Source organism: Pseudomonas thermotolerans DSM 14292 (assembly GCF_000364625.1).
Classification (GTDB): domain Bacteria; phylum Pseudomonadota; class Gammaproteobacteria; order Pseudomonadales; family Pseudomonadaceae; genus Aquipseudomonas; species Aquipseudomonas thermotolerans.
Map to the genome: position 1 here is coordinate 17,443 of NZ_KB822618.1, position 13,263 is coordinate 30,705.

At 66.0% G+C, this 13,263-nt stretch carries 16 protein-coding genes; 3 read left to right on the forward strand and 13 right to left on the reverse strand.

Features of this window, described 5'->3' with window-relative positions:
* Window positions 1-4: 4 nt before the first annotated feature.
* From H165_RS0114225 to H165_RS0114240, 4 genes are all read right to left on the reverse strand, one after another.
* A complete protein-coding gene (locus H165_RS0114225; RefSeq protein ID WP_017939611.1) occupies window positions 5-739 on the reverse strand; it encodes an amino acid ABC transporter ATP-binding protein in 735 nt (244 codons plus the stop codon).
* Window positions 736-1,404, reverse strand: coding sequence for an amino acid ABC transporter permease (locus H165_RS0114230; RefSeq protein WP_197020070.1), 669 nt, complete (start codon window positions 1,402-1,404; stop codon window positions 736-738). The genes H165_RS0114225 and H165_RS0114230 overlap by 4 nt, the downstream gene beginning before the upstream one ends.
* Entirely contained in the window at window positions 1,401-2,147 is a 747-nt protein-coding gene (locus tag H165_RS0114235) for an amino acid ABC transporter permease (protein WP_017939613.1), read from the reverse strand. Before H165_RS0114235 ends, H165_RS0114230 begins: the two co-directional genes overlap by 4 nt.
* Before the next feature lie 175 nt (window positions 2,148-2,322).
* A complete protein-coding gene (locus H165_RS0114240; RefSeq protein WP_017939614.1) occupies window positions 2,323-3,231 on the reverse strand; it encodes a glutamate/aspartate ABC transporter substrate-binding protein in 909 nt (302 codons plus the stop codon).
* Between H165_RS0114240 and H165_RS19625 the strand changes: the two genes are divergently transcribed.
* Complete coding sequence (locus H165_RS19625; protein WP_155943621.1) at window positions 3,230-3,379, forward strand: hypothetical protein; 150 nt, start codon at window positions 3,230-3,232, stop codon at window positions 3,377-3,379. The two genes, H165_RS0114240 and H165_RS19625, sit on opposite strands and share 2 nt — an antisense overlap.
* Window positions 3,380-3,477: 98 nt before the next feature.
* On the opposite strand, the gene H165_RS0114250 is transcribed toward H165_RS19625, so the two are convergent.
* Window positions 3,478-4,404 (reverse strand): AraC family transcriptional regulator, encoded by a 927-nt coding sequence (locus tag H165_RS0114250; RefSeq protein WP_017939616.1) that lies wholly within the window; start codon window positions 4,402-4,404, stop codon window positions 3,478-3,480.
* A gap of 268 nt (window positions 4,405-4,672) precedes the next feature.
* Here H165_RS0114250 and H165_RS18640 point away from each other — a divergent pair, with 268 nt between their 5' ends.
* Window positions 4,673-5,044, forward strand: a complete 372-nt coding sequence (locus H165_RS18640) for an antibiotic biosynthesis monooxygenase (protein ID WP_017939617.1) — start codon at window positions 4,673-4,675, stop codon at window positions 5,042-5,044.
* Here H165_RS18640 and H165_RS0114260 read toward each other — a convergent pair.
* Window positions 5,031-5,909, reverse strand: coding sequence for an SDR family NAD(P)-dependent oxidoreductase (locus H165_RS0114260; RefSeq protein WP_017939618.1), 879 nt, complete (start codon window positions 5,907-5,909; stop codon window positions 5,031-5,033). The genes H165_RS18640 and H165_RS0114260 overlap by 14 nt on opposite strands.
* Window positions 5,906-7,450: a flavin-containing monooxygenase gene (locus H165_RS0114265; protein WP_017939619.1), complete on the reverse strand. Its 1,545-nt coding sequence runs from the start codon at window positions 7,448-7,450 to the stop codon at window positions 5,906-5,908. Before H165_RS0114265 ends, H165_RS0114260 begins: the two co-directional genes overlap by 4 nt.
* A gap of 116 nt (window positions 7,451-7,566) precedes the next feature.
* Here H165_RS0114265 and H165_RS0114270 point away from each other — a divergent pair, with 116 nt between their 5' ends.
* Window positions 7,567-8,280: a TetR family transcriptional regulator gene (locus tag H165_RS0114270; protein ID WP_017939620.1), complete on the forward strand. Its 714-nt coding sequence runs from the start codon at window positions 7,567-7,569 to the stop codon at window positions 8,278-8,280.
* 50 nt (window positions 8,281-8,330) lie between these two features.
* On the opposite strand, the gene H165_RS0114275 is transcribed toward H165_RS0114270, so the two are convergent.
* From H165_RS0114275 to ccoS, 6 genes are all read right to left on the reverse strand, one after another.
* A complete protein-coding gene (locus H165_RS0114275; protein WP_026146642.1) occupies window positions 8,331-9,167 on the reverse strand; it encodes a metal-dependent hydrolase in 837 nt (278 codons plus the stop codon).
* Window positions 9,168-9,384: 217 nt separating this feature from the next.
* Entirely contained in the window at window positions 9,385-9,933 is a 549-nt protein-coding gene (locus tag H165_RS0114280; RefSeq protein ID WP_017939622.1) for an adenine phosphoribosyltransferase, read from the reverse strand.
* Window positions 9,934-9,980: 47 nt separating this feature from the next.
* Window positions 9,981-10,715 carry a fumarate/nitrate reduction transcriptional regulator Fnr gene (gene fnr / locus H165_RS0114285; RefSeq protein WP_017939623.1) on the reverse strand — a complete coding sequence of 245 codons (735 nt, stop codon included), beginning with the start codon at window positions 10,713-10,715 and terminating at the stop codon, window positions 9,981-9,983.
* A gap of 119 nt (window positions 10,716-10,834) precedes the next feature.
* Entirely contained in the window at window positions 10,835-12,217 is a 1,383-nt protein-coding gene (gene hemN, locus H165_RS0114290) for an oxygen-independent coproporphyrinogen III oxidase (protein WP_017939624.1), read from the reverse strand.
* 116 nt (window positions 12,218-12,333) lie between these two features.
* The gene (locus H165_RS0114295; RefSeq protein WP_017939625.1) at window positions 12,334-13,017 is read right to left on the reverse strand and encodes a sulfite exporter TauE/SafE family protein; all 684 of its coding nucleotides are present in this window, start codon (window positions 13,015-13,017) and stop codon (window positions 12,334-12,336) included.
* Window positions 13,010-13,219 carry a cbb3-type cytochrome oxidase assembly protein CcoS gene (ccoS, locus tag H165_RS0114300; protein ID WP_017939626.1) on the reverse strand — a complete coding sequence of 70 codons (210 nt, stop codon included), beginning with the start codon at window positions 13,217-13,219 and terminating at the stop codon, window positions 13,010-13,012. Before ccoS ends, H165_RS0114295 begins: the two co-directional genes overlap by 8 nt.
* Between the last annotated feature and the right edge of the window lie 44 nt (window positions 13,220-13,263).

Below are 13,263 nucleotides of genomic sequence, written 5' to 3' on the forward strand. Positions count from 1 at the left end.
ATGCTCAGTGCTGGAGGATCTTGGCGAGGAACTGGCGGGCGCGCTCGGAACGCGCCGAGAGGTCGCCGAAGAAAGCTTCCTTGGCGCAGTCTTCGACGATCTGCCCCTGGTCCATGAAGATCACCCGGTCGGCCACCTTGCGGGCGAAGCCCATCTCGTGGGTCACGCACATCATGGTCATGCCTTCCTGGGCGAGCTGGACCATGACGTCCAGCACCTCGTTGACCATTTCCGGGTCGAGTGCCGAGGTGGGCTCGTCGAAGAGCATTACCACCGGGTCCATGGCCAGCGCGCGGGCGATCGCCACGCGCTGCTGCTGGCCGCCGGAGAGCTGGCCGGGGTACTTGTGGGCATGGGCCTTGAGGCCGACGCGCTCGAGCAGGGCCAGGCCCTTCTCGGTGGCCTCGTCCTTGCCGCGGCCGAGCACCTTGATTTGCGCGATGGTCAGGTTCTCGGTGATGGAGAGGTGCGGGAACAGCTCGAAGTGTTGGAACACCATGCCGACCCGCGAGCGCAGCTTGGGCAGGTTGGTCTTCGGATCGGCGAGGGAGATGCCGTCCACCACGATATCGCCCCGCTGGAAGGGCTCCAGGGCGTTGACGCACTTGATCAGGGTGGACTTGCCGGAGCCGGATGGCCCGCAGACCACCACCACCTCGCCCTTGCTCACCTCGGTGCTGCAGTTGCTGAGCACCTGGAAGTCCCCGTACCACTTGTAGACGTTCTGGATGGAAATCATACGGCTAACCTTTTTTGCAGACGCTTGACCAGCAGCGAGGCGGCGAAGCTGACGGTGAAGTACACGAGGCCGGCGAAAATCAGAAACTCATGGGGCTGGCCGATGATGTCGCCGCGCGAGCGGGCGGCGTTGAGAAAGTCCATCAGGCCCACGGCGTAGACCAGCGAGGTGTCCTGGAACAGGATGATGCTCTGCTGCAGCAGCAGAGGGGTCATCTTGCGGAACGCCTGGGGCAGGATGATCAGCCGCATGCATTGCCCGTGGGTCATGCCGAGTGCCTGGGCGGCGCCCATCTGGCCCTTGGGAATCGACTGGATGCCGGCGCGGACGATCTCGCAGAAGTAGGCTGCCTCGAACATCAGGAAGGCCACCACGCAGGAGGTGAAGGCCCCTACTGGGGTGTCCTCGCCGGTGATCGCGCGGAGCAGGAAGGGCACCGCGAAGTAGAACCAGGTGATCACCAGCAGCAGCGGGATAGAGCGGAAGTAATTGACGTAGGTGGCGGCCAGGTTGGCCAGCAGGCGGTTGTGCGACAGGCGCATGACCGCCAGCAGGGTGCCGAGCAGCACGCCGCCGAGCACGCCCAGCAGCATCAGCTGCAGAGTGGTGAGCATGCCTTCCCAGAGTCCCGGCAGGGCCGGGAGGATCGCGCTGAAGTCCATCACTTGCCTCCCACGGCGATCAGGCCTGGCACCGCCACCTTCTTCTCCACCAGGCGCATGAGCAGCATCAGGCCCATGTTCAGGGTGAAGTAGATCAGGGTGGCCAGGGTGAAGGCCTCGAACAGGTTGGCGGTGAACTCGGCGGCCTGCTTGGTCTGCGCCAGCAGCTCCATGAGGCCGATCAGCGAGGCCACCGAGGAGTTCTTGAAGATGTTCAGGAACTCGCTGGTCAGCGGCGGGATGATGATGCGGAAGGCCTGCGGCAGGAGGATGTCCTTGTAGATCTGCGGCAGGCGGAAACCCAGCGCGTGGCCGGCAGCCAACTGCCCTCTGGGCAGGGCCTGGATGCCGGTGCGTACCTGCTCGCAGACCCGCGCAGCGGTGAACAAGCCGAGGCACACCACTACCGACAGGTAGGCAGAGGTGGCCGGCGACAGGTCCTGCTTGAACCAGAGCTCCAGCGGCTCGGGCAGCAGGTCGGGCACCAGGAAGTACCAGAGGAACAGCTGCACCAGCAGCGGCACGTTGCGGAAGATTTCCACGTAGCAGGTGGCGATGCCGGCAAGCCAGCGGTTCGGCACGGTGCGCAGAATGCCGAGCAGCGTGCCCAGCAGTAGGGCGATGATCCAGCCCGCCAGGGCGACGGCGATGGTCCAGCCCAGGCCGGCGACGAACCAGTCCAGGTAGGTTTCCTCGCCGATCCCGGTAGACCTGAAGAATACGCCCCAGTCCCAGTTGTAGTTCATCAGGGAGTTCTCTTGCTTGGTTCGGAAGGAGAGCGGTCGATTCGGAGATTGCACGAGGTCGGTCCGGGCAACCCTTCTCCCGAGGGAGCGAGGCCAAGGATGAGGGGGCGTGATCCCCACCCTCATCCCGACCCTCTCCCGCCAGCGGGAGAGGGTGCCCTGGCCGATTCTCCGGTCAGATCTCTTCCGCGGACTTGTCGGTTGGGTTGGCGATCAGCTTCTTCAGCTCGTCGCTCATCGGGAACTTGAGGTTCAGCCCCTTCGGCGGGATGGGGTTCTGGAACCAGCGGGCGTAGATCTCGTTGATTTCCCCGGAGGCGAAGGTGGCGCTCAGGGCCTTGTCCACCAGCTGCTTGAAGGCCGGGTCGCCCTTGCGCAGCATGCAGCCGTAGATCTCATAGGACTGCGGCTCGCCGACCACCACCCAGTCGTCCGGGTTCTTGGCCTTGGCCATTTCCCCGTAGAGCAGGGCGTCGTCCATCATGAAGGCCACCGCGCGGTTGGACTCCAGCATCAGGAAGGATTCGCCGTGGTCCTTGGCGGAGATGATGTTCATGCCCATGCGCTTCTCGGCATTCATCGCCTTGAGCAGACGCTCGGAGGTGGTGCCGGCGGTGGTCACCACGTTCTTGCCCTTGAGGTCGGCGAAGTCCCGGATGCCGGAGGTCTTGCGGGTCAGCAGGCGGGTGCCGACCTCGAAGATGCCCACCGAGAAGTCCACCTGGCGCTGGCGCTCCAGGTTGTTGGTGGTGGAGCCGCACTCCAAGTCCACGGTGCCGTTCTGCACCAGCGGAATGCGGGTCTGCGAGGTGACCAGGTTGTAGCGGACCTTCAGCTCCGGCAGGCCCAGCTCGGTCTTGATGGCCTCGACCACCTTCAGCTGCAGGTCGTGGGCGTAGCCGACTGGCTTGCCCGGCTCGGCGCCGAGATAGGAGAAGGGAATGGAAGCGTCGCGGTGGCCCAGGGTGATGGTGCCGGTTTCCTTGATCTTCTTCAGGGTGCCGGTGAGTTCCTCGGCGATGGCGCTGCTGGACAGCAGGGCGGCGGCCACGGCGGCGGCCAGGAACTGGGGAGCGATGCGCATGGATCTTGTCCTCGGCTTGTTGTTTTCGTGGTCTGCCCCGGGCGCGGCAGGCCGCCACGCGCCGAGGGCATTCGGCCAGGAGAAGAGCAGGTTGCGTGCCAGCCCCTTTCTTTTTGATCAAGTGATTGAAATTAAAGGGATTTTTTAGGATTTTGCGATGAGCTTCGGGACGGCTGCGTCCGGTCTGCCGAATATTCCAGCCTGGCGCGTTCGGATTTCCGAATGCCGGCGCCGCGCGCTACCGCGCTACCTGGTCAGGATGTTCCGCACGCTGGGCCGCAGGCGGCCCAGGTCGCGCAGCGGCGGGGCGCCGAACAGCCGGCTGTATTCGCGGCTGAACTGCGAGGGACTCTCGTAACCGACCCGGTAGCTGGCCGCCGCAGCCTCCAGGCCTTCGGTGACCATCAGCCGGCGGGCCTCCTGCAGGCGCAGCTGCTTCTGATACTGCAGCGGGCTGAGCGCGGTGACCGCCTTGAAGCGGTGGTGCAGGGTGGAAGGGCTGAGGTTCACCGTGCGGGCCAGCTCCTCGATGCGCAGCGGCCGGTGAAAGTTCTCGTTGAGCCACTCGATGGCCCGGGCGATGCGGTGGTCCTGACTGTCGGCGGCGGCGATGGCCTGGAGGATGCGCCCCTGGGGGCCGTTCATCACCCGGTAGAGGATCTCCCGCTGGATCATGGGGGCGAGGAAGGGGATGTCTCGCGGCGTCTCCAGCAGGCCGACCAGGCGGATCAGCGCATCCAGCAACGCAGCGTCGAGGCGGGTGATGGTCAGGCCGCACTCGCTGCCCTCGCCGTCCACCGCGAAGGGACCGGCCTCGGCGATCAGGCGGCTGATCTGCGCCGGTGCGAAGTCCAGGCGCATGCTCAGGTAGGGGCGTTCCGGCGAGGCCTCGATCACCTGTCCGGCGACTGGCAGGGTCACCGAAGCCACCAGGTAGTGGAGCGAGTCGTAGAGGAAGGTGGCATCGCCCACCCGGATTTCCTTGCGGCCCTGGGCGATCACGCACAGGCTCGGCTGGTAGATGCCCGGCATCGGCGGTGTGGGCTGGTTGCAGCGGACCACAAAGAGCCCCTCGATGATGGTGGGCCGGACGCCCTCCTCGTGGGTCAGGCGGTGCAGCAGGGCGACCAGTTCTTCCTGGCGCGGCCGCAGGTCGTCGGCAGGTCGGATCATGGCGGCGTCCTCGAATGCGGTGCGGCAAGCTTACCCCCGGGGTTTCGGGCAAGTCTGCATGCTTCGGTCAGCTGCGCAGAATCAGGCAAGTATTCGCCAGAATCAGGCAAGGACGAAGATTCCGCGGCTAATACGCTTCCCGGCAAGGCTTCCCGACCTGCGGCGCTCATGCAGGATCAGGCAAGAATCCTCCAGAAATCGGCTAACGCTGCCGGTCGATCAGGCCGTAGCTTTTCCCGGGTCGAACACCTACTGGAGGACACCAAGCATGACGGTCAGCCACGTGGCATGGGTACGCGCCCGAGCCGGGCGTTCGGATGAAGTGGGTCGCCTCCTGCTGCAGCTGGTGGCCCCCGTGCGCAGCATGCAGGGCTGCCTGGACTTCGCGGTGGAACTCAGCGCCGAGGAGCTCTGGCGGATCGAGGGGCGCTGGGCCGGTCAGCGCCACTACCAGGCCTTTTCCACCGCGCCCCTGGTGACGGGGCTGTTCACCCTGCTGCTGAACAGCGGCGCGCTGTTCAGCATCGAGTGCCGGAGCGAGAGCGCCGGGGTCCATGAAGAGACCCCGGCTCGCTCGGTCCGCTCCTTGTCCGCGCAGCCACGCCACTGGTGGCTGGCCGCCGCGGCTAGTCAGTGCTGACTTGGGTGGCCGGCTTCTTCGGCGCGAAGCGCGCGGCCAGGCGCATGGAGGTGACCACCAGGCGCTGGTAGAGGGCCGGCATCAGGCGCTGCATGCCGTCCAGCAGCCAGGCGTCGGGGCCGATCAGGATGCGCCGCTTGTTGCGCAGCACGCCATTGATGATCACCTCGGCGGCGCGGTCCGGGCTGGTGCGCAGCAGTTGCTCGTGGAACTGCCGGCGGGCCTGCTCCGGATCCTGGCCGGTGACCTGCGCCAGGCTGTCGTTCATCCGCGCGGTCCTGGCGATGTTGGTCTTGATCCCGCCGGGATGCACGCAGCTGGCCGACACCCCACAGTCGAGCATGTCCAGCTCCTGGCGCAGCGACTCGGTGAAGCCGCGCACGGCGAACTTGGTGGCGTTGTAGGAGCTCATTCCCGGCTGGGAGAACAGCCCGAACACGCTGGAGATGTTGACGATGTGGCCTTCGCCGCTGGCCTTGAGGTGCGGCAGGAAGGCCTTGGTGCCGTGCACCACGCCCCAGAAGTTGATGCCCATGATCCACTCGTAGTCGGCGTAGTCGTTGCCTTCCACGGTGCCGCTCTGGGCCACCCCGGCATTGTTGAAGATGGCGTTGACCCGGCCGTGGTCGCGCACCACCTGCTCGGCCCAGGCATGCACCGCAGCGCGGTCGGCGACGTCCACCTGCGCCTCGGTGACGGTCACCCCCAGCTGGCGCGCCTGCGCGGCGGTTTCCGCCAAGCCCTCGGCGTTGACGTCGGCGAGGGCCAGGTGGCAGCCCTGACGGGCCAGGCGGTAGGCGAGGGCGCGGCCGATGCCGGAGCCGGCGCCAGTGATTGCGGCGACCTTGTTCTCGAAGGATTTCATGCAGTGGCCTCCCTGGCGATGGCATGGCTCTGGGCGGGGTGGACGGCATGCCGTCGGCTGAAATGGTAGGCCGCCGGGTCGAAATGGCGGGTCAGCATGCGGAAGTGCCAGGTGAAGCCGGGCCAGATGGTGCAGTTGCGGCCGCTCACTGGGTGCAGGTACCAGCTCTTGCAGCCACCGGCGTTCCACACCGTGGTGTCGAGCTTGCCGAGCAGCCGGCGGTTGAATCTGTCCTGCACCTCGCGCTTGACCTCCAGGCTGCACAGGTCGCGCTCCGCGAGCAGGTCGAGCGCGCCCAGCACGTAGTGGATCTGCGACTCGATCATGTAGACCATGGAGTTGTGACCGAGACCGGTGTTCGGTCCCATCAGGAAGAACAGGTTGGGGAAGCCGGCGGTCATGGTGCCCTTGTAGGCCTCCGGACCTTCCGGCCAGGTGTCGATCAGATCGACGCCGCCGCGGCCGAAGATCACCCCGCGGGGAATCGGGTCGGTGGGCATGAAGCCGGTGCCGAAGATGATCGCGTCGATCTCCCGCTCGGTGCCGTCGGCGGTGACGATGCTGTGCTCGCGGACTTCCTGGATGCCGTCGGTGATTACCTCGACGTTTGGCTGGGCGAGCGCCGGGTAGTAGTCGTTGGAGAGCAGCACGCGCTTGCAGCCCATCACGTAGTCAGGGGTGACCTTGGCGCGCAGGGCCTCATCCGGGATCTGTTTGCGGATGTACCACTTGCTGTAGTTCTGGGCCAGCTTGAGCACCTGCGGGGCGAACGCGAAGGCCAACACCCGGCTTTCCAGCAGGGTGTAGATCAGCCCGCGCCAGAGCTTCTGGAACAGCGGGAAGTGGTGGAAGCGGGCGCGCTCCTTCTCGCTGATGCGGCGGTCCGGCTTGGGCATGATCCAGGGGGCGGTGCGCTGGTAGAGGTCGAGGCGGGCTACCTGCTTCTGGATCTGCGGCACGAACTGGATCGCCGAGGCGCCGGTACCGATCACCGCCACCCGCTTGCCGCTCAGGTCGTAGTCGTGGTTCCACTGCTGGGAGTGGAACTGGGTGCCCTTGAAGTTCTCCAGGCCCTTCAGCTTGGGAATCGACGGGGTGGACAGGGCGCCCATGCCGGATACCACGAACTGCGCGCTGTACTGGTTACCTTGGGCGTCCTCCAGGTGCCAGAGCTCCTCGGCGTCGTCCCAGCGCATGCGGACGATCTCGGTGTTCAGTAGGGTCTGTTCCTGCAGGCGGTACTTGTTCCAGCAGCCTTCCAGGTAGCTCTGGATCTCCGGCTGGCGGGCGAACATCCGCGTCCACTTCGGGTTCGGCTCGAAGGAGAAGGAGTACAGGTGGGACTGCACGTCGCAGGCGCAGCCCGGGTAGTTGTTGACACGCCAGGTGCCGCCGACGCCGGCCTCCTTCTCGAAGATCAGGAAGTCCGTTTCGCCGCGCTGCTTGAGGCGGATGGCCATGCCGAGACCGGAGAAGCCGCTGCCGACGATGGCGATCCGACAATGGCGGGTGGCGTTTGGCGGGGACACTGACGCATTCATGGGCCGAGCTCCTGTTATCTTTTTTGGATGGCGTATACGGCTGTCTACCAATGTAGACACGTGTATACTCCACGGCAACCTGGGTAACCGGCAGCCCATCTAAAGGTAGGGAAAGTATGGATAGGGATCGTGAAAATGCCGCCGCACCCGGCAAGCGCCTGCTGATGGAGGCGGCGCTGCGGCTGACCTCGACCAGTCGCAGCCTGAGCAGCCTGGGGCTGCGCGAACTGGCCCGCGAGGCGGGGTTGAACCCAAACACCTTCTACCGGCACTTCAAGGATGTGGACGACCTCGGCCTGGCGCTGATCCGCGACATCGCCGGCCGTCTGCGCCAGCCGCTGCGCGAACTGCGCCGCGAGGCAGCCCAGCGGGCGGTGACGGGCGAGGCGGAGGTCGCCCCCAGGCTGTTCGGCATCGACCTGGGCCGCGGCCGACGGGTCTGCCAGGAGACGGTGCAACTGTTCTTCGACTTCGTGGAGGCCCATCCGGAAACCTTCATCATCGGCGTGCGCGAGCTGCATGGCGCCTCACCGGTGCTGCGCGCTGCGCTGCGCGAGCTGATGGACGCCTTCGGTGCCGACATGGCCGAGGACATCCTCGAGTTCCAGCTGCTGCCGCCTCTGGTGGACCGTGAGGTGGTGCTGCGCATCTCCAATCTGGTGAGCCGCAACCTGTTCCAGATGTCCCTCGACTACCTGAGTGAGCCCGGGCAGCGCGAGGCCATCCGTCGCCTGGCCGAGGAGCAGGTGCTGATGCTGTTCACCGGCGCCAGCGTGCTGCAGGCCCTCGGTCAGCTGCAGCGCGCCCCGGTTGCCAGCGAGCAGGCTTAAATAAAAAAGCGGCGTCGTGGGGAAACGACGCCGCCCACTCGGGAGTGCGATCAGCTGCTGAAGCCGAGGCGCTGCCGCCAGTTGTTTTCCAGCGCCTTGGTTTCGTGGTCGAGGGGGTGGAAGCCCGGGCGATAGTAGGCCAGGTAGGGGCCGATCAGCCGGGTGAAGAAGCCGTTGCGTGGGCCGAGCAGGGTGGCCAGGCCACGCTTCCAGGAGCGCCAGTTGAACAACTGGCCGTCCTTGCGCAGCAGGTGGATCTGGAACCAACCGATCACCGCGAAGAAGATCAGGGTGGTCAGCAGCATCAGGATCACCCGGGTGAAGTAGCCGCCGCCGATCGCCTGGTAGGCGTCGTAGCAGACCGCCTTGTGCTCGTTCTCCTCGATGGCGTGCCAGAGCCACAGCTTGTACATCTTCGGGTCGTCGATCTGGGTGGTAAGGTCTTCGCGCTCCAGCAGCTGCTGAGCCATGGTCGCGGTGAAGTGCTCCAGGGCGCAGGTGATGGCCAGGCGGTGCTTCTTGGTGGTGAGGCGGGTGACCCACTCCAGCAGTACCCGGACGCGCTGCTCGAGGCGCTCCAGGTCGATGCCGTGGGCGGTGGCGTACTCGTTGTAGGTGGCGTGTTCCTTGGAATGCATGGCCTCCTGGCCGATGAAAGCGCTGATGTCCTTCTTCAGCTGCGGATCGCTGATCTGGTCGCGGATGGCACGCACGCTGTCGACGAAGAACTTCTCGCCATAGGGGAACAGGGACGACAGGTTGTTCATGAACTGGGTCAGGAAGGGGTCGTCGCTCCACCAGTACTTCTTGGTTTCGGCGAAGTTGAAGTCCATGCGGCGCACCGGGAAGCTGGCGTTGGGCAGCGGATTGGTGGCAGTGGTCGACATCGCGGAGTCCTCGCTCTGGGGCGGCAGGCCCACTGCCGCCGTTCTTGTTATGGATCGCATGACGCGGTCGGTGACGACTTTGTCATTGCCTGATGTAACTATTGAGCAAGACGGGACGGCCTGCGGCCAACTTTAGTTGTGTTGTCCGACAAAAAGGCAGCGGGCGCGGGAGTCGCAGCGGGCAGGGGCGGGCCCACGAACGTGGACCCGGCGGGCATCAGCGCTCGTCGAGAGTGAAGGCGGTCAGGCTGAAGGTGGGGATGCCGGCATCCTGCAGCTTCTGCGAGCCGCCGAGTTCCGGCAGGTCGATGATCGACGCCGCCTCGAACACCCGGGCGCCCATGCGTCGAACCAGCTTGGCGGCGGCCAGCAAGGTGCCGCCGGTGGCGATCAGGTCATCGAAGATCAGCACCGCGTCGCCCTCGCACAGGCTGTCGGCGTGGACCTCCAGGAAGGCCTCGCCGTATTCGGTCTGGTAGGGCTCGCTGAGCACCTCGGCGGGCAGCTTGCCCTGCTTGCGGAACAGCACCAGCGGCCTGTTCAGCTCGTAGGCAATGATCGAGCCGATCAGGAAACCGCGCGCATCCATGGCCGCGATGTGGCTGAAGTCGGCTTCCACGTAGCGCTGGATGAAGCTGTCGGCGACCATGCGCAGGGCGCGCGGCGACTGGAACAGGGGGGTGATGTCGCGGAAGATCACGCCGGGTTTGGGAAAGTCCGGTACCGGGCGGATCAGGGTCTTGATGCTGTATTCGTCGAAGATCATCGTGGTGCGGTCCTGGGCGCGGACCGGGCAGGCCCGCGCCGCCGAAATCAGCCGTCGAGACTGCCGCCAGCGGAGGCGCACAGTGCGATGGGGTCGAGGATGCGGATTTCCTTGCCTTCGGCGCTGATCAGACCGTTCTGCTGGAAGCGGGTGAATACCCGGGACACGGTCTCCACCGCCAGGCCCAGGTAGTTGCCGATCTCGTTGCGCGACATGGACAGACGGAACTGGTTGGCCGAATAGCCGCGGGCACGGAAGCGGGCCGACAGGTTGACCAGGAAGGTGGCGATGCGTTCGTCGGCGGTCTTCTTGGAGAGCAGCATCATCATCTGCTGGTCGTCGCGGATCTCCCGGCTCATCACGCGCATCAGCTGGCGGCGTAGTTGGGGCAACTCGGCGGACAGCTCGTCGAGGCGCTCGAAGGGGATCTCGCAGACCGAAGTGGTCTCCAGGGCCTGGGCGGACACCGGGTAGACCTCTCTGTCCATGCCGCACAGGCCGACCAGCTCGCTGGGCAGGTGGAAGCCGGTCAGTTGTTCGACGCCGTCGTCGCTGAGGCTGAAGGTCTTCAGGGTTCCGGAGCGCACCGCGAACACCGAATCGAAGGGATCGCCCTGGCGGAACAGGAAGTCCCCTTTCTTCAACGGTCGACCACGCTTGACGATCTCGTCGAGGGCATCCATGTCTTCGAGATTGAGCGACAGCGGCAGGCACAGGCTGGCCAGGCTGCAATCCTTGCAGTTCACCTGCGGCAAGGCGCGAACCTTGATGGTTTCGGACATTTGGGAGCGATTCCTGGGATACACGGACTTCGCGTAAGGGTACTCCAGGGACACCGGGACTGCCAGCGCGGAGGAAGTGGCGAATGACCACGCGCCCCCGGATCCAGAGGGGCGGGCTCTCAGATCACCCGCGAGAAGCGGACGTTCTCCGCCGGGTTGAGGTAGCGGTCGAACAGCATGCTCACCGCGCGGACCAGCAGGCGACCGGCGGGCAGCACGCGGAGGTGCTCGTCGCCCAGCTCGATCAGGCCGTCGGCGGCCATCTGCTCGAGATTCGGCCAGACGTTGGCGAAGTAGCGGCGGAACTCCAGGCCGTGGCGTTGCTCGATGCTGGCGAAGTCGACGCGGAAGTCGCACATCAGGCGCTGGATCACCTCGGCGCGGATATCGTCGTCGCGGCTGCTGTGCAGGCCGCGGCAGGTGGCGAGCTGACCCTGGTCGAGACTGTCCTGGTACTGGGCGAGGTCGCTGCTGTTCTGGCAGTACAGCGAGCCGACGTGGCTGATGGCGGAGACGCCGAAGCCGATCAGGTCGCAGTGGTCGTGGGTGGTGTAGCCCTGGAAGTTGCGGTGCAGGCGGCCGTCCTCCTGGGCGATGGCCAGGTCGTCGTCGGGCAGGGCGAAGTGGTCCATGCCGATGTGCCGGTAGCCGGCGCGCTCCAGCTGCTCGATGGTGCTGTGCAGCATGGTCAGCTTGTCGGCTGGTGAGGGCAGTTCCTGGCTGTTGATGCGCCGCTGCGGCATGAAACGCTCCGGCAGATGGGCGTAGTTGAACACCGACAGGCGGTTGGGCTGCAGGGCGATGATTTCCTCCACGGTGCGCGCGAAGCTCTCCGGGGTCTGCTTGGGCAGGCCGTAGATCAGGTCGATGTTCACCGAGCGGTAGTGCAGGGCATGGGCGGCGTCGACGATGGCGCGGGTCTCCTCCAGGCTCTGCAGGCGGTTGACCGCGCGCTGCACCGCTGGGTCGAGATCTTGGACGCCCAGGCTGATGCGGTTGAAGCCCAGCTCGCGGAGCAGACCCATTGTCGCCCAGTCGGCCTCGCGCGGGTCGATCTCGATGCTGAAGTCGGCGTTGTCGTCGTCCTGCAGGGTGAAGTTGCGGCGCAGCTCGCTCATCACCTGGCGTAACTGGGCGTGATCGAGAAAGGTCGGCGTGCCGCCGCCGAAGTGCAGTTGCTCGACCACCTGCTCGCGGCCGAGGTGATGGGCGGCCAGCTCGAACTCGCGGAACAGGCGTTGCAGATAGGGCGCGCTGCGGCTGCGGTCCTTGGTGATCACCTTGTTGCAGGCGCAGTAGTAGCAGATGTTGGCGCAGAACGGGATGTGCACGTAGAGCGACAGCGAGCGGCCGGCCTTGCGGCTGTCGCGCAGGGCCTGGAGCAGCTCGAACTGGCCAACACCGGGATGGAACTGCACGGCGGTGGGGTAGGAGGTGTAGCGCGGGCCGGGCAGGTCGTAGCGGCGAATCAGGTCAGGGTCCCAGTGGATGGTTTCGAGCATGGCAGCGCTCCGCATTCAAGGCATTCAGTGACGCGGAGTCTACGGAGCGCTACGGGGGGCCGCTTTGATCTGGGACAAGAGAAGCGGAAGCGCGGGCTGGTGCCACGGGGTGCGCCTCAGTGGCCCAGCAGCCAGGCCTGGTGTGGGCCGGGCAGGGTCCAGAGACCGAAGATAATCACCAGCAGGCCACCGGCCAGGCGTACCCCGCGACGGCGCAGCAGGGCGCCGAGACGTTCGGCGGCCAGACCGGTGGCGATCAGCACCGGCCAGGTGCCGAGGCCGAAAGCCAGCATCAGCAGGCCGCTGTGCAGGACGTCGCCTTGGCTGGCGGCCCATAGCAGGGTGCTGTAGACCAGGCCGCAGGGCAGCCAGCCCCAGAGCGTGCCGAGCAGCAGGGCGCGGGGCACGCTGGCCACCGGTAGCAGGCGCTTGGCGACTGGCTGGAGATGGCGCCAGAGACCGCGGCCGAGCGCCTCGACATGGGTCAGGCCGCTCCACCAGCCGGCCAGGTACAGGCCCATGGCGATCAGCAGCAGGCCGGCGATCACCCGCAGGAGCTTGGCCGCCGGGCTGCTGGCCAGCGCCCAGCCGGCCAGGCCGATGATCAGCCCGGCGGCGGCGTAGCTGAGGATGCGCCCGAGGTTGTAGGCGAGCAGCAGGCGAAGCCGCTGGGCGCGCCGTTCCGGCGGGATGGCCAGGGTTAGGGCGCCCATCAGTCCGCCGCACATGCCCAGGCAGTGGCCACCACCGAGCAGGCCAAGGATCAGTGCGGAAACCAGCAGCGGTAGCAGTTCAGCCACGTGGCGGTCCCTGCCGGTCCTCGGACTTGCCTTCGGCCTCGTCGACGCCGGCCTGGTGCTGCGGTTCGTCGTCGAACAGGATGCTGTGCGCCGGGCTGTCGAGGTCGTCGTACTGGCCGCTGTCCACCGCCCAGAAGAACACGTAGATGGCCACCGCGACGATCAGCAGGGCGACGGGAATCAGGACGTAGAGCGCAGGCATGGCAGTGTCTCGTCAGGAAGCGGCCCCAGACTACCTTCACTGGA

What these genes read in the sequence shown, in the direction of transcription:
- H165_RS0114225 (WP_017939611.1), bottom strand. Translation starts at nt 739, where the DNA reads ATGATTTCCATCCAGAACGTCTACAAGTGGTACGGGGACTTCCAGGTG.
- H165_RS0114235 (WP_017939613.1), bottom strand. Translation starts at nt 2,147, where the DNA reads ATGAACTACAACTGGGACTGGGGCGTATTCTTCAGGTCTACCGGGATC.
- H165_RS19625 (WP_155943621.1), top strand. Translation starts at nt 3,230, where the DNA reads ATGGATCTTGTCCTCGGCTTGTTGTTTTCGTGGTCTGCCCCGGGCGCG.
- H165_RS0114240 (WP_017939614.1), bottom strand. Translation starts at nt 3,231, where the DNA reads ATGCGCATCGCTCCCCAGTTCCTGGCCGCCGCCGTGGCCGCCGCCCTG.
- H165_RS0114250 (WP_017939616.1), bottom strand. Translation starts at nt 4,404, where the DNA reads ATGATCCGACCTGCCGACGACCTGCGGCCGCGCCAGGAAGAACTGGTC.
- H165_RS18640 (WP_017939617.1), top strand. Translation starts at nt 4,673, where the DNA reads ATGACGGTCAGCCACGTGGCATGGGTACGCGCCCGAGCCGGGCGTTCG.
- H165_RS0114260 (WP_017939618.1), bottom strand. Translation starts at nt 5,909, where the DNA reads ATGAAATCCTTCGAGAACAAGGTCGCCGCAATCACTGGCGCCGGCTCC.
- H165_RS0114265 (WP_017939619.1), bottom strand. Translation starts at nt 7,450, where the DNA reads ATGAATGCGTCAGTGTCCCCGCCAAACGCCACCCGCCATTGTCGGATC.
- H165_RS0114270 (WP_017939620.1), top strand. Translation starts at nt 7,567, where the DNA reads ATGGATAGGGATCGTGAAAATGCCGCCGCACCCGGCAAGCGCCTGCTG.
- H165_RS0114275 (WP_026146642.1), bottom strand. Translation starts at nt 9,167, where the DNA reads ATGTCGACCACTGCCACCAATCCGCTGCCCAACGCCAGCTTCCCGGTG.
- H165_RS0114280 (WP_017939622.1), bottom strand. Translation starts at nt 9,933, where the DNA reads ATGATCTTCGACGAATACAGCATCAAGACCCTGATCCGCCCGGTACCG.
- fnr (WP_017939623.1), bottom strand. Translation starts at nt 10,715, where the DNA reads ATGTCCGAAACCATCAAGGTTCGCGCCTTGCCGCAGGTGAACTGCAAG.
- hemN (WP_017939624.1), bottom strand. Translation starts at nt 12,217, where the DNA reads ATGCTCGAAACCATCCACTGGGACCCTGACCTGATTCGCCGCTACGAC.
- ccoS (WP_017939626.1), bottom strand. Translation starts at nt 13,219, where the DNA reads ATGCCTGCGCTCTACGTCCTGATTCCCGTCGCCCTGCTGATCGTCGCG.